This window comes from Streptomyces sp. 4N124, assembly GCF_052245395.1.
Lineage (GTDB): Bacteria > Actinomycetota > Actinomycetes > Streptomycetales > Streptomycetaceae > Streptomyces.
Window position 1 is genome coordinate 1 of sequence record NZ_JBQQBS010000083.1, and the last position, 14,785, is coordinate 14,785.

Here is a 14,785-nt window from a genome sequence, read left to right on the forward strand (position 1 = left end):
GTGCCGCCGTATCGGCGGCACCGACCCCCGGCCTCTCCCGCTACGGCTCAGCCGCGCACCGTGACCGGGGGAGTGTTGTACCCCTCGACCCGCAGCTTCGGCCGGCCCGAGGGCAGGGCGGTCGCGGGCCACGACAGGGTGACCGTGCGGGTCTCACCGGGCAGCAGCCACAGATAGTTGTCGTCGTAGAGGGTAGGCAGGACGCGGGCACCGTCCTCGCCCAGCAGGGAGAGCCGGACCATCGCGGCGACCATGGACCCCCGGTTGCGGACCGTGGCGGTCGCCGCACGCCGGTCCCCGTCGCGCGACACCTGTGTAAGGGAGGCCGACAGCCTGGCCTGCTGGACCTGGTTGAGGGCGCGCAGCGCCTCGGGTGTGCGGCAGCGCCAGTAGGTGTTGCGCGACAGGACCGTGCCACTGTCGGCGGTGAGGGTAAGCCGCAGCAGGTGCAGGTCAGGCAGGTCGTCAGAGGGGGCAGCGGTGAACGCCGTCGCCGAGGTCGCGGGATCCACGTCCGCGCGCGCCTGCCGGGTGTCGGCGATCCGGCGGCCGGACAGGTCGTACGTCTCCGCCGTGACCGTCGCTCGCTTGAGCGTCTTACGGGTGTGGTTGACCGCGATGACCTGCCACTTCTCCGGGTCGGCCTGGACATGAAGGGGCTCGCAGGCGCTCCGGCAGCCGAAGTAGGCACCGTTGACGTCGAAGTCGTAGTCGTAGGTCTGCCAGACCGTGCTGTGCCAGGCCGGATGGGACATCCACAGCATCAATCCGCTGGCGTTGTCCCACATATTGGCGTTCCAGGCCTCGAACATGGCGCGGAAGTTCTCGTAGTTGACGAACTGTGCCTTGCGCGTGAAGTCGTCCAGGTCGCGGGCCGTGCCGAGGCGGGTCTCGATGGCTGTCTTGTAGTTCTGCGGTGCCTGGTTGCCGCGCTCGCTCCAGTCGTGGTGGTACCAGGCACCGCCGATCGGCCACTCCGGCCCGTCGTCGCCCACCATGGCGCGGGTGCTGGCGGTGGTGGAGACGACGGGCATGCCGATCTCGGTGTGGAAGCCGAAGTCCTTGCTGCCGTACGTCGACGGATCGAAGTAGCGCTCCGGCTCGATCCAGCCGTAGGGGCCGCCGCCGGTGACGATGCCGCCGGCCGAGTTGTTCTGGTAGAGCACTCCCGGCGCCTGGCTCTCGACCGCCTTTCGCATGCCCTCGTCGACCGCGGCCGGCGGATTGCCCTCGTTGGCGCCGCACCATACGGCGATGCTCGGGTGGACGCGGTAGCGCAGCACGGTGTCGCGGGCCACGGAGAGGAAGGCCTCATGGTCCGGCGGGTCCATGCTCCAGGCGTTGGGGAAGTCGTTCCACACCAGGATGCCGTGCTCGTCGCAACTGGTGTAGAACTCCTCGCGGTTGCTGCTGCCGACCCAGTTGCGGATCATCGTGAAGTTCATGGCCCGGTGCATCCGCACCGCCGCGTCCATTCGCTCGGCGGGCATTCGGCGCAGCAGTTCGTCCCAGCCCCAGTTGCCGCCGCGCACCAGCACACGCACGCCGTTGACGCTGATCTTCAGCGGGTCGGGGGTGTTGGAGACGGTCGTCACGTCGGTCCAGGTGTCGCCGTCGTCGGAGACCTGGACGGTGTACGTCTTGGGGTACGCCTGCTCCCACAGGACCGCGATCCGGTCGAAGCGCCGGGTGGAGCCGAGATCGACCTGGATCCACTGGTGGTCCTCGTAGGCGGAGGACCAGCGGGTGCCGGCGTCGCCGTCGGTGGCGTGGGCGGCCGGGTGGTCGTCCTCCTCGCTGGAGGCGGTTGTCTCCCGGTGGAGGGCGAGGTCGGTGCCCGGATCGGCGCTGTCGATGACAGCAAGAGACCACAGGGAGTTGCCCCAGCTGGTGTTGCGGATGCCGCAGGACAGGCGGACGTGACGTGCCGTGCGGGGCTCGAAGTCGGTCACCCGCAGGCTGGCGTCACCGCTGTTGAAGGGCAGCGGAACGGCGGTGTTGTCCACGGACGCGGCGTCCGTCCACTGCTCGCCGTCCGCGGAGACCTGCACGGCGTAGGTCCGCGCGTAGGCCTGCTCCCAGACCAGGTCGACCCGGTCGAAGGACTGCACCGCGCCGAGGTCGACGTGGATCCACTGGTCGTCGGCGTAGGCGGAGGACCAGCGGGTGTTCGAGTCGCCGTCGGTGACATGGGCGGCTAGGTGGCCGTCATTTTCGCTGGAGGCCTCGGCCAGGGCGTGCAGGGCGAGGTCGGTGCCGGGACGGGCGCTGTCGAACACCGACAGCGCCCACAGCGAACTGCCCCAGTCGGTGGCCCGGGTGAGACAGCGGACGCGGACGTGGCGGACGTGCTGGTCACCGACCTGGACGGTCTGGGTGTAGGCGTCGGAGGACGGGGTGAACTTCAGCGGGGTGTCGTACTCATAGCCGAACTGCCGTATGCCGAAACGGGTGGTGCGCCGGTCGCTCTCGGCGCCGCCGGTCCGGGCGACGAGGGTGAGGTCGTGCAGGGTGGGCTCGCCCAGGCCGTTGGGCCACCAGAGGTCGGGGTCCTTCACCCGCAGGGCGCCGAACGCGTCGGGGGTGAAGATGACATCGATGTCCTCGCCCGCCGGGACCGTGACTGTGCGCGAGACGCGGACGTCACCGAACGAGGCGGAGACGGTGGCCTCGTGGTCGGTGGAGTCGGCGTTGCGCACCGGGACGGTCAGGGTGAGTTCGGCGACCGACAAGTCCGGCAGCGCGGGCAGCACGGTGTCGACCCGCGGGTCACCGATCACGATGTGGCCGGTCGATCTCAGCCGTACGTGGTTCCAGATGCCGGCCGAGCGGTCGCGTACGGCCGGCATCCAGTCCCAGCCCGACGAGGCAAGGTACGTCGGCGAGTTGAGGTTCATCGTGTTGGCACCGGCGTCCACCCAGGCCTCACCGGCCGGGCCCTTGTCGCCGGGGCTGCCGGGTACCGGCATGGGGGAGATCCGTACGGCGAGTGCGTTGCTGCCCGAAGCGGCCAGGAGTTGGGTGATGTCGTGGGCGGAGCGGGCGAAGGGGAACGTCACCTCGCCCACTGCGTGTCCGTTGAGCCAGATCTCGGCCTTGTGGTTGACGCCGTCGAACTCCAGCCAGATGTGCCGCCCCCGGCCGGTGCGCAGGCCACGGGGCAGGTCGAAGTCCCGCTTGTACCACCAGGAGTGGCGGGACAGCGCCTCGGGGACGCGCAGGTTGTTCAGTCCCGCGACCGGGTCGGGCAGCTTGCCCTGGTCGACGAGGGAGCCAAGCACGGTGCCGGGCACGGTCGCGGGCAGCCAACGGCCGGTGTCCACGCCGGTCCGCGACAGGGTCGCGCCGTCGCCGTCCGCCCAGTCGTCCAGGGTGAGCGTCCAGCCCGACTCCAGCGGCACCGTGCCGTCGGCGGCGACGGTGAGCCGGGGGGCGTCGCCGTGGTGGATGCCCCAGTCGGTCCAGCCGGTGGCTTTCGGGCGGTGGCCCGGGGCGGTGCCGTACACCTCGAAGCCATTGAGGCCGAGCGGGTGGGGGCTGGAGCGCCGGTGGGCCGTCATCCGTACCCAGCGGGCCGTCACGGGCTTCGGCAGCGGGATGTCCACCACGCCGCCGGTGCCGGCCGTGGTGCGGTACGCGCTGGTCCAGGAGCCGCGGTCGCGGGACGTCTCGACGACGAACTCCCTGGCGTAGCTGGAGAGGATCTCCTTGCCCGTGGTGCCCTGGCGCGGGTTTCCGCCGGTGGGCGGGGTGAACACCGGGTCGCTCGCGTCGGCCTCGAAGGTCAGCCGGATGCGGTCGACGCGGCAGTCCGTCTCCAGGTCGACCTCGATCCACTGCGGGTCGCCCGCCTCGGAGCGCCATCCGGTGCCGCGTACACCTCGCGCCGGGAGCGCGTCCACAACGAACTCGGCGGGAGCGGGAGCGTATGCCTGCGAGGAGACCCGGACCGGGCGGTAGGCGGCGATCTCGCCCGGCCCGGCAGATATGCCGGTGCCGGTCACATTCCCGGTTCGCGCGGCGGCGTCGGCCGTCGGCGCGAGGACCGTGCCCAGGCTGAACCAGGCCAGCAGTGTCGAGCCGGTCCCGACAACGGTGCGCCGGGAGGGATGTTGTGAGGGACACGACTGATCGGCCATGTGTGATCGTCCAATCACAGGGGGTGAGTAGGGGATGGCATGTGTTACGGGAAAGGGCTGCGCGATCTGACAACGTTGCCATAGGCTGTTGCGGCGGACACATCCCTGTCAAGGCCCGTGACGATGACGAAACCTCCAGCCGTGCCGGATGAAGAAACATGTGAACGGTGATGACACCCTTTGACGACGTCCCCACACCGATGACCCTGCCTGGGCGACCCACCGACCCCGCCTTCGCCGAGCTGCTGCTCTCCAGCCATCTGCGGCTGGTCGGCGAGCCGCTGTGTCCGGAGGTGCGGGAGGCCGCGTGGGACGCCGCGCGATGGCTGTACGAGCAGGCCCCGTTCGGGCTGCTGGCGCACGACACGTCCGCCGACCCACGCTTCGTCTACGCCAACAGCTCGGCGCAGGACTGCTTCGGCTATTCCTGGGACGAGTTCACCGGCCTGCCCTCCCGGCTGTCGGCCCGCCCGGACGGCCAGGAGGACCGGGAGGCCCTCGTGCGCGCCGTGACGGCCCACCACTACGCCACCGGCTACCGGGGGATACGCGTAGGCAAGGACGGCCGGACCTTCTGGATCGAGGACGTGACCATGTGGGACCTGATGGATACGCGCGGACGGATCCACGGCCAGGCCGCCGTATTCCGCTCCTGGTCGCCCCTGAACAGGTGACGGAGCCTCGGGCCCCGTCGCACGACGAGCCCGCCACGGTGTGTCGCCGTGGCGGGCTCGTCATGTGGTGTGCCGGGGGCTGGGGGACCTACTGGAAGTCGCAGCCCGGGTTGGGGGCGTCCTCCGACAACGGGGCGCCGTGCGGCAGGACGTACAGGACGTCGAGGACGACATCGGTCGTGCCGAGGTTGCGGCCGATGTGCACATGGTCCGCGCCGGACGGCTCGGTGAGGCCGCTGCCGGCCCGGTAGACGCCGTCGGACTCGCAGTCCGAGTCGAAGTGGCTGAGCGTGCCTTGCTGGACGAAGCCGTAGAGGGTTCCGTCGTGGTAGTGCCAGCCCGTGCTCTGGCCTGGGGGGATGGTGACCTGGCGGAGGATGTAGTCCGTCCCACCCAACGTGGTCTGGGAGATGATCTTGCCGGTCACGCCCGGACCGGCCGGGGTGGCGAACGCGGTGCCCGCGCCGAGAGACAGACCGATGGCGGCGGCCGTGGTCACTCCCAGTTGTAGCAGGTTCTTACGCAATGTGGTCATACCTTTCAGGTGGCTCTCTCGCCTACGACTATCACACGTGTTTCCTCGGGTCGCGGGTTCAGGGGCGGGCCAAGGAGGCTCGGACACGTGACATGCATCGCACGGTGTGTATGTGTTTGGAGTTCGTCAAGACGGGGAATCGACGTGCCGGAGCGAAAAATCCCTGGTGAGCAGGGTTGTCTGGGCGTGTGTTTGTGCCGGTCGCGAGCCACGGCACTACCGCGACACAAATGCGGCATGTTTCTGGCACTTCCCGCTGCCTAAAGTGCGCACGCGGGGGTTACATCCGGCCCCCGGTCGCCGCACGACAGAGAACCAGGATGGTTCAGAACACTATGGCTACGCCCCTCACGGCTATGTCCCGGTCCGATCTGCTCGGCACCATCATGAGGGAACACCGGGACGGTCTTGTCTCGTACGCCGAGAAGATGCTGGGTGACCACGGACTCGCCGAGGACGTCGTCCAGGAGACCATCATCCGGGCCTGGCGGAACATCGACAGACTGCTGGGGATGGAGGGGTCGGTCCGCGGCTGGTTGTTCACCGTGACCCGGCACCTGGTCATCGACTGGGTGCGCAAACCCCATGCGCGAAGGGAGGTCGTCGGAGTCACCTATACCGATCCGGTGTCGGGTAACGACGGCACCGAGCCGGTGCACGACATCCTGGTGGCCAGGCCTCTCCTGCGTCGGCTGTCTCCCGATCACCGTGCCGTGCTGGTCCACATATACCTGTGCGACCGCAGCATCGAGGAAACCGCCGGCATCCTCGGCATCCCGGCCGGCACCGTCAAGAGCCGTCACCACAACGCCCTGCGCAAGCTGCGGAGCGTCGCACGGCCAGAGGCAGAGGCTGCTTAGAAGTCGGTCGAGTGCAGACACATCTCCAACGCTGAGGTCAGTTGGCGCCGGAACGTCTCGCCGCGCGGGTCGTGGCCGATGGCGCGGACAAGTTCCGGCAGCAGGTACTGCTCGGCGACGATCCACTCGGCGGCGTCCGCAGGTTCGCGAAACTCCTGGGGCCGGACCCCCGGTCTCGGCGGCGGCAGGATCACGGTGCCGCAGAGCGGCGCGAGCAGAGCCGTGGCGGCGTTGGCGCTGTACAGATAGTGCTCGAACATTCTGGCCAACGCCTCGGACCGCACGGCCGGGGAATCCAGGAGCGAGCTGAGCTCCCTTGCGTAGGCGCGCAGCAGTTCGTGACAGGTGTACCGGCCGGCGGTCAGTTCGACGAGCAGGTGGTGGTCCATCAGCTCGGCCACGTCCTGCCGGGTGCCGCGGGGGTCGGTACCGGCCAGGCTGGCGGCGGCCGGCAGGGTGATGTCACGCGTGGGATGCAGGCCGAGCAGCCGGAACAGCCGCGCGGCGCCGCTGCTCAGCGCTTCGTAGGAGCGGTGGAACGAACTGCGGATGTCGGTGCGGGCGTCGCGGCTGGACAGAACGTCGAGGTAGTCGTCGGCGTCCTGGAGCCTGGCCGCTAGCGAGGCCAGCGGGAACCGAGGCTGGACCAATGCCCGGGTGCCGGCGATGGCCAGCGCCAGCGGCAGCCCGCCGCACAGCTCCACGATCTCCTCCGCGGCGGCGTGCTCGGCTCTGATCCGGTCGGTGCCCAGACGCCGGTCGAGCAGGTCGAGACCCTCCTCGCGGGTCATGGGATCCAGCGTGGTGATCCGGGCGTTGTCCGTGACGGCCAGGCCCTCCAGCCGCCGTCGGCTCGTGACGATGGCGAGGCATCCCGGCGTGGCAGGGAGCAAGGGACGTACCTGCTCGCTGTCCTCGGCGTCGTCCAGGACGAGGAGTATTCGACGCCCGTCCAGGGCACTGCGATAGGTGGGGGCGAGCGCGGCGGCGCTCGTGTGCGAACGGTCGTGCTCCACACCCAGCGCGCCGAGCACCTCGGCGATGGCCTCGGCCGGGTCGAGCGGGGGCCGGGAGGCGTGGTGTCCCTGGAGGCCGACGTAGATCTGGCCGTCGGGGAAGTGGTCGGCGACCATGTGGGCCCAGTGCACGGCCAGCGTCGTCTTGCCGACTCCCGCCATGCCGCAGATGGCCGTGGTCATCGTCGGAGGCCTGCTCTCGCCTGTGAGCGGCAGCAGCTCCAGGCACTGGCTCAGGATCTGCCGACGGCCGGCGAAGGAGGCGCAGTCCGCGGGCAGTTGGGCCGGCCTGCCGACCTCCGTGGGACCGGGCGGGGGAGTGCGAGGGGCCCCGGAGACGCTGCGCTGGAGCAGGTGCTGCTGGGCGGCGCGCAGTTCGGGGCCGGGCTCGACGCCCAGTTCCTCGGCCAGCGCGCCACGGATGGTCTCGAACTGCCGCAGGGCCTCGGCCTGCCGGCCGGTGGCGGCCAGGGCGGCGATCACCCGGGAGTGGAGTGCCTCGTCGAAAGGGTGGCACTCCACAGCACGCCGCAGCATCGTGAGCACCTCTTCAGTCAGCGCGGGCGCCGCGGTCAGGACGGCGTCGGTGGCCTCCTTCACCGTCGCGACGAACTCGTGGCCGACCGAGGTGAACACCGGATGCCGGGCCACCGAGGTGCCGGCGGCGACGACGGGACCGCGCCACAGCCGGAGGGCTTCGACGAAGTCCTCCGCAGCCTGTACTGGAGCACCGCCCCTGACCGCGAGCTGTGCCTGGGCGCGCAGGTCGCGGAAGTGCAGGAGATCCGAGGTGGAGGTGTCGACGAGTAGGCGGTAGCCGTCGGCGGCGCGGACGAGGTGTTCCGCGTGGGTACGGCTGCGCAATTCGGGTTCGAGTGTCCTGCGCAGCGCGCCGATGTGCCGGTGCACCACATTGACGGCGCTGACCGGCGGTTCCTCGTCCCACAGGATGTCGACCGCCTCGCTCAGGGTGAGCGGGCCGGGGGCACGGAGCAGTAGCAGAGCGAGCAGGGCCAGTCGCTTCGGGGGACCCAGGTCGATCTCGGTGTCCCCGCGCATCGCCCGCACGGTACCGAGGATTGAGTAGCGCACTGTCGCGTCCATCTCGCGGCCGGCCTCGCCATTTCTCATGAGGTGCTGTGTTGGGCGCCCGTCGTCACCGCGCCGCCGGGGACCCGAGCCGTCTCCGCCCGGGGGCTTGCGGCCAAGGCCAAGACCGCGAAGTGTAGCCACGATTTGTGACACGTTTGCGCAGTCGAGGAGTGCTTGAGGTGTGTCATCGCGGCGGTGGTCCGAGCGGAAGTGTAACCGCCTTGACAGGTGACGACACTCTCACGAGAATTCGTCACCTGTCAAGGCGGTGACTTTGGGTGATGAGGCAGGGCACACCGTCGGTGAACCACGTGGCGACGCGTTCCGTTCATTTTCATGACAGGCTCTTGTCGGTGACGCCAGGCGGTGGCACACGTGCCCCGCGCGACGGCCGTACCGCGCTCGGTTTCGAGTCGTCATGGTTGGTGAGAGGAGGAGGCCTTGTACGCCCTGGTCCCTGACGATCCCGTGTTCTTCGCGAAGTTTCAGAGTCTGGAAGAACCGCTTCTCCGCCACCTCTACCGACTGCACGCCGCGGGCCTGCAGTCCGATGACGAGCGAGTCGTCTCGGATGCCTACGACAGCTGGGTGCAGGTGCTGCTGAAGCTGCCGCTGTGGTCCCGGTGGCACAACGAGGAAGCATCCGTCGACCCTGCTCCGGCCGAGCGGTACACCCTGCACAGCGTGTGCGGCGACCAGCTGACGAGTCTGTATCCGATCGAGCTGACCGCGGTCGACCTCGGGCGCCTGGCGGCCTGCCTCGACCTGTTCGTGGAGGCCGACAGGGTCTGGCGTCCGGTGCCGGAGCAGGCGTGTGCCGAACCGCCGGATCGGGAGGAGAGTCTCACCGATGTCTTCCGACGCGTCATGGAGGTGCTGCTGCTGCCGCCCCCGCAGGGCCTTCTGGGCACCCTGCGACCCGTCGTGCCCCAAGGATCCGTCGGCTCCGTGACCCTGCCGGCCGAGCAGGAGGCGGAGTACCGGCGCTTCTGCGCGGAGATCGTGACCATCCTCAGCTCGGGTGACACGTTCGCCCTCCGCAGCCATCGAGCCATGTATGTCTGAGACACCTCGAAGCGGCGACGGGATACGCATGTTGCGATGAACCTTTTCGGCCCGCCAATGCGTTCTCCAGATGGAAGGCTGAGCCGTCTGGATACGCGGACGGCGCAGCCGTGACGGGACATTCGGAGTCCAGCCACGCTCTCGTGGTCCGTTCCCGTCCCCGCACCGGCGGCCGAGTCCCCCCTCGGGACCGTCGGTGCGCACATGTGGCCCGCTCCCGCTCCCTGTGGCGGGAGCGGGCCGTACATGTGTCGTCATGGGGGCGCGCGAAACAGGGAAGAAGGTCTATGGATGCCCGCTAGGCAGTCGCCGGTCACGGGAGGCGCCACTCTCTTCGACGAAATCCTCGCCGTCCACGCCGTCGTGACCCGAGGCGCGGAACTCGTCGTCAGGTCCTTCACCGGGCTGGCGAGCGGCGCGGCCGTCGACGCGAAGACCCTGGTGACGACCGCCCAGTGGTTGGTCGACTTCGTGCACCATCACCGCCGGAGCGAGGACGAGTTGCTCTGGCCCGTGCTGCGGGAGCGCTTTCCCCAAGCGGTCCGCACGCTCGACCTGCTGGATGAGGAGGACGACACGCTGGCCGAGGGGCTCGATGAGCTGGAGAGCGTCATCGCACGGATTGCGGAGGAGCGCCGGGTCGGCCGATCGGTGAGCTGGGGGCATGCGATGAAAGAGGGCACGCTCAACTCCCACCGTCTCCGGGACGGACTGGCCGCGTACTTCGCCCTCGTGGAGCCACTGCTCAGAGGGCTGCTTCCCAAGGCCCCGGACGAGGACATCCCGAGGCTCCGCAAGGCGTCGGCGGCCGGCGTCCGGCGTGGTGGGCCGCACCTGGTGTTCGGCCTCCTGGAGCACCCCGAGCCCGTTCCCGGCCGGGACCACGTGTACGCGGCCTTCCCGCCGCCCGCGCGCTGGGCTCGGGGAATGCTGATGAGCAAGTTCCACAAGACCCTCAAGGACCTTGCCGCCGACTGAGCCCCGCGCTCGCCGGGACCCCGCGCCGCGCAGGTGAAGGAGTCAGCGCGCGGGCACGGCGGGCGCGTCCTTCTTGCGTGCGCGGTACGCGGCGGCCTTGATCTTGTTGCCGCAGGACTCCATGCCGCACCACTGGCGCCGCATGCCCCGGGAGCGGTCGATATAGACCCGGGTGCACTCGGGGTTGCCGCATTCCTTCATCAAGGGAACGTCCGCGCCGCTGAGCAGTTCCACGGCCTGCCGAGCCACGGTCGCCAGGGCTTGCTCAGGCGTCGCCTCGGTGTGCCGTCCGGCCAGGGTGAGCTGCGGCGTCACGGGGGGCTTGCGGGCGGCGGCGTTGACCACGGCGAGCGCCTCCCGATCGAACTCCTCCCCGAGACGACGGTCGGTGACGAGCCGGTAGATGGCCTCGCGTACGGTCGTCGCCGCCCGGACGTCGTCCTCCTCACCGGGAGTGATCGTGTCCACCAGCCCGGACTCCAGGTACCAGGCATTCAGCCGCTCCGGCGTCACGAACATCTCGAACCTGGTCGAGCGCCGGGCGCGGAGGGTGGCCGCGAAGTCGAGGGCCGGATGTCCGCATACGAATACATGGTCAAGATTCACATCACCATCTTGACAGGTGACTTATGTCGAGCGCAAGGAGCGTCACCGTTCCAGACGGTTCTCCCCGGTGGCAGGGGGCTCAAGATCGTACGACACCTCCTCTTGTCAGCCGCGTCCCGATTGCAGATGGAGTTCGCGGCCCTGCCAGCGTCGGCGCAGCCAGCGATCGTGGCTCGCGACGACGACCGCGCCGGGGCCCGGACCCAGGGCGGCCTCCAGTTCGTCGCACAGGCGAGGGGAGAGGTGGTTGGTGGGCTCATCGAGGAGGAGCAGCTGGGGTGGGCGGGCCATCAGGAGGGCCAGCGCGAGACGTCGGCGCTGGCCCACGGACAGGTGTCCGACCGGCTTGCTCAGATCCGCCTCGTGCATGAGACCGAGGGAGCTGAGCGGCACCTTCTCCGCCCGCTGCGCGCCCAGCGACTGCTCGTAGGTGTCCCGGACCGTGCGGTCGGGGCGCTCGAACACGGTGTCCTGGGTGAGCAGCCCGACCGTCAGCCCGCGCCGTCGGTGCACCTCGCCCTCTGCCGGGAGACGTCCGGCGAGCACGGCGAGCAGCGTCGACTTGCCCGCCCCGTTGCCGCCCGTGATGAGCAGCCGGTCTGTCGCCGACACCTCCAGGCCGTCCAGTGCGAGTCGGCCGGGCACCCGCACGTCGCGCAGGGACACCAGGGGCCGCGGGCTCTCCTCGGCACGTGCGGCCAGATCCCCGGCCGCGAACCGCAGCGGACGCGGTGGCTCGGCGACCTGGGCGCGCTCCAGTTCCTCCAGCCGCCGGGTGGCGTTGCGGACCCGGCGGGAGATCTGGTTCTGCACCCGGCCGGCCCGGTGGCCGTAGCCCATCTTCTCGTTGTCGGTGCGGCCCCGGTCCGGCGCGACCCGGTGCGCGGTCACGCCCGCCGCGTGCCGCAGCTCTGTCAGTTCATCCTGTTCCTCGGCGTACCGCCGCTCCCAGCGCTCGCGCTCGGCGCGCTTCTCCGACAGGTAGGCGCTGTAGTTGCCGCCGTAGCGGACCGGGCCGTCCGCCGCCGGGTCGAGGTCGATCAGGTCGGTGCAGACGGCGTCGAGGAACGCCCGGTCGTGGCCCGCGACGACCACGGTCCCGGCCAGACCGCGGATCTGCTCCTCCAGGAAGGCGGCGGCGCCGTCGTCGAGATGGTTGGTCGGCTCGTCCAGCAACAACGCCGACGGCCGCCGGACGAGCAGTGCGGCCAGGGCCAACCGGCCGCGCTGCCCACCGGAGAGCGAACCGAGCGTGCGGTCGTGCCCGAACGCGCCGAGGCCCAGGCCTTCCAGAACCAGGGCCGCACGCCGGTCGGCGTCCCAGGACTCCCGGTCCTGGGCCTGCTCGAGGCGCCTTCCGTAGGCGTCGAGGAGCTCCTGGTGGCCGGGCTCCTTCTCCGGGACGCGGGCGAGTTCCTCGCCGAGCCGGTCCAGCTCGGCGAGGTCCTCACGGGCCTCACGCAGCGCTTCGTCCAGCACGTCGGAGATGGTCGAGTCGGCGTCGTACGGCATCTCCTGGTGGAGGAAGCCGAGGTCGAGTGGGCGGGTGACGCTTCCCGCGTCGGGTTCGTCCACGCCGGCGAGCACCCGTAGCAGGGTGGACTTGCCGACGCCGTTCTCCCCGATCAGGCCGATGCGATGACCGGGGGAGGCGGTCAGGGAGATACCGTCGAGGACGCGACGGCCGTCCAGGTTGCGGACGAGGTCGTGGGCGAGCAGTGCGGGCTGGGGCATGGGGAACCGTCCGACGTGATCGGCGTTCGGCCCGCGGGGCGTACTGCCTCGGACGCGGGCCACTGCACACACCGACGGCTCACACCGCGGGGGCTCCCGTCTCGGTGAGCGTGCCGTCGGCCAGCCGCAACCAGCGGTTCACGCCGATCTCGGCGAGGAACCGCTCGTCGTGGCTGACCACCATGAAGGCGCCCTGGTAGGAGTTGAGCGCGCTCTCCAGCTGTCCCGCACTGACCAGGTCGAGATTGTTGGTCGGCTCGTCCAGCAGCAGCAGATGCGGAGCCGGTTCGGCGCACAGCACGCAAGCCAGGGTGGCACGCAGCCGCTCGCCGCCGGAGAGCACCCCCACGGGCAGATGTGCCCGCGTGCCCCGGAAGAGGAAGCGGGCGAGGAGGTTCATCCGCTCAGCCTCGGGCCGCTCGGGGGCGAACGCGGCGAAGTTCTCCGCCACGGTGAGGTCCAGGTCCAGCAGGTCCAGGCGCTGCGAGAGATAGGCGATCCGGCCGTCGTTGCGCTTGATCTCCCCGCCGTCCGGGGTGAGTTCGCCGGTGATCAGCCGCATCAGGGTGGTCTTTCCGGCACCGTTGGGACCGGTCAGTGCGATGCGCTCGGGGCCTCGGACGGACAGGTCGACACCGCCCGCGGCGAACACCGCCTTGTCCCCGAGGCGGACCTGCATCCCCTCGCCGAGGAAGAGGTTGCGGCCGGCGGGCACCTGGGTGTCGGGCAGCTCCAGGGTGATGCGCTGCTCGTCGCGCAGCGCGCGTCCGGCCTCGTCGAGCCGGGTCTTGGCCTCGCTGACCCGGGAGGCGTGCATCTGGCCGGCCCGGCCCGCGGACTCCTGCGCGCCACGCTTCATGTTGCCGGCGAAGATCTTGGGCAGGCCGGCGTTCTTGAGGTTGCGGGAGGCGTTGCTCATGCGTCGCTCTGCGCGTTCGCGGGCCTGCTGCAGCTCCCGCTTCTCCCGCTTCAGCTCCTGTTCGGCGTTGCGGACGTTCTTCTCGGCGACCTCCTGCTCGGCGCGTACGGCCTCCTCGTACTCGGTGAAGTTGCCGCCGTAGAAGCGCAGTTCGTCGCTGCCGAGCTCGGCGATGCGTTCCATGCGGTCGAGCAGTACACGGTCGTGACTGACCAGCAGCAGGCAGCCGGTGAAGTCCGTCAGCACGTCGTAGAGCTTGTGCCGGGCCTCGAGGTCGAGATTGTTGGTGGGTTCGTCGAGCAGCAGCACGTCGGGGCGCCTGAGCAACTGGGCGGCGAGGCCGAGCGAGACGACCTGGCCGCCGCTGAGCGTGCTCAGGCTGCGGTCCAGGGCGAGGTCGGCGAGGCCCAGGCGGTCGAGCTGGGCGCGGGTGCGCTCCTCGATGTCCCAGTCGTCGCCGATGGTGGTGAAGTGCTCCTCAGCGACGTCCCCGGACTCCACGGCGTCCAGCGCGCGGATCACAGCGGCGACGCCGAGCACCTCGGCGACCGTGAGATTGCCGGTCAGGGGCAGGCTCTGCGGGAGGTAGCCCAGGGTGCCGCCGACGGACACCGAGCCGGTGGCGGGCTTCAGTTCGCCGGCGATCAGTTTGAGCAGGGTGCTCTTGCCGGAGCCGTTGGGGGCGACCAGGCCCGTGCGCCCTGGCGTCACGGTGAAGGACAGGTCGTGGAAGACCGGAGTGTCGTCGGGCCAGGCGAAGGAGAGGTTCGAGCAGACGATCGCGGCGTCGGACATGGAAGTGACCTCGAAGGAACTGAGGACAGAGTTGGACCTCTGCCCTGGGCAGACGTGGGAAAGGGGTACGACGAGACAGACCACCTCGGCAGCGCTCCTGAGCGCCGGCCGGTGGCCGTCAGATCCGGGTCTCACCCGGAGATGTCGTCTTCACCCACCACGTCTGTGACTCCTCGCTACACGGTCAACGTCACTGACACTCTAACAAATCGTCGGCCCGCTCAGTCGGTGGTGTGGCCGGCAGGGGCTCATACGTGTGCATCGGCGGCTTCCTGTTGACAGCTCAGATGCCCCATGACAGCATCGTCACCAGTTAAACCGGTGACAATGCTGCTGCTCATGGCTCAGCAAAGATCACACGTGTCGGAAGGA

At 69.7% G+C, this 14,785-nt stretch carries 10 protein-coding genes; 4 read left to right on the forward strand and 6 right to left on the reverse strand.

What is annotated here, in order from left to right; translation table 11 throughout:
- Positions 1 to 47 precede the first annotated feature (47 nt).
- A complete protein-coding gene (locus ACTWQO_RS44380; RefSeq protein ID WP_443243077.1) occupies positions 48 to 4,139 on the reverse strand; it encodes a discoidin domain-containing protein in 4,092 nt (1,363 codons plus the stop codon).
- Between the two features lie 170 nt (positions 4,140 to 4,309).
- Between ACTWQO_RS44380 and ACTWQO_RS44385 the strand changes: the two genes are divergently transcribed.
- Positions 4,310 to 4,813: an MEKHLA domain-containing protein gene (locus tag ACTWQO_RS44385; protein WP_443243106.1), complete on the forward strand. Its 504-nt coding sequence runs from the start codon at positions 4,310 to 4,312 to the stop codon at positions 4,811 to 4,813.
- An 88-nt stretch (positions 4,814 to 4,901) separates the two neighbouring features.
- Here ACTWQO_RS44385 and ACTWQO_RS44390 read toward each other — a convergent pair whose 3' ends face one another.
- A complete protein-coding gene (locus ACTWQO_RS44390) occupies positions 4,902 to 5,348 on the reverse strand; it encodes a cupin domain-containing protein (RefSeq protein WP_443243078.1) in 447 nt (148 codons plus the stop codon).
- Positions 5,349 to 5,683: 335 nt separating this feature from the next.
- Between ACTWQO_RS44390 and ACTWQO_RS44395 the strand changes: the two genes are divergently transcribed.
- Positions 5,684 to 6,208, forward strand: coding sequence for a sigma-70 family RNA polymerase sigma factor (locus ACTWQO_RS44395; RefSeq protein WP_443243079.1), 525 nt, complete (start codon positions 5,684 to 5,686; stop codon positions 6,206 to 6,208).
- On the opposite strand, the gene ACTWQO_RS44400 is transcribed toward ACTWQO_RS44395, so the two are convergent.
- Positions 6,205 to 8,355, reverse strand: a complete 2,151-nt coding sequence (locus ACTWQO_RS44400; protein WP_443243080.1) for a BTAD domain-containing putative transcriptional regulator — start codon at positions 8,353 to 8,355, stop codon at positions 6,205 to 6,207. The two genes, ACTWQO_RS44395 and ACTWQO_RS44400, sit on opposite strands and share 4 nt — an antisense overlap.
- A gap of 402 nt (positions 8,356 to 8,757) precedes the next feature.
- On the opposite strand from ACTWQO_RS44400, the gene ACTWQO_RS44405 reads away from it, so the two are divergent.
- Complete coding sequence (locus tag ACTWQO_RS44405; RefSeq protein ID WP_443243081.1) at positions 8,758 to 9,381, forward strand: hypothetical protein; 624 nt, start codon at positions 8,758 to 8,760, stop codon at positions 9,379 to 9,381.
- Positions 9,382 to 9,672: 291 nt separating this feature from the next.
- Entirely contained in the window at positions 9,673 to 10,359 is a 687-nt protein-coding gene (locus tag ACTWQO_RS44410; RefSeq protein WP_443243082.1) for a hemerythrin domain-containing protein, read from the forward strand.
- A 42-nt stretch (positions 10,360 to 10,401) separates the two neighbouring features.
- Here ACTWQO_RS44410 and ACTWQO_RS44415 read toward each other — a convergent pair whose 3' ends face one another.
- From ACTWQO_RS44415 to abc-f, 3 genes are all read right to left on the reverse strand, one after another.
- The gene (locus tag ACTWQO_RS44415; protein WP_443243083.1) at positions 10,402 to 10,965 is read right to left on the reverse strand and encodes a CGNR zinc finger domain-containing protein; all 564 of its coding nucleotides are present in this window, start codon (positions 10,963 to 10,965) and stop codon (positions 10,402 to 10,404) included.
- 105 nt (positions 10,966 to 11,070) lie between these two features.
- On the reverse strand, positions 11,071 to 12,699 hold the full coding sequence (locus ACTWQO_RS44420) for an ABC-F family ATP-binding cassette domain-containing protein (RefSeq protein WP_443243084.1): 1,629 nt from the start codon (positions 12,697 to 12,699) through the stop codon (positions 11,071 to 11,073).
- A gap of 79 nt (positions 12,700 to 12,778) precedes the next feature.
- The gene (gene abc-f / locus ACTWQO_RS44425; protein ID WP_443243085.1) at positions 12,779 to 14,413 is read right to left on the reverse strand and encodes a ribosomal protection-like ABC-F family protein; all 1,635 of its coding nucleotides are present in this window, start codon (positions 14,411 to 14,413) and stop codon (positions 12,779 to 12,781) included.
- Positions 14,414 to 14,785: the final 372 nt, after the last annotated feature.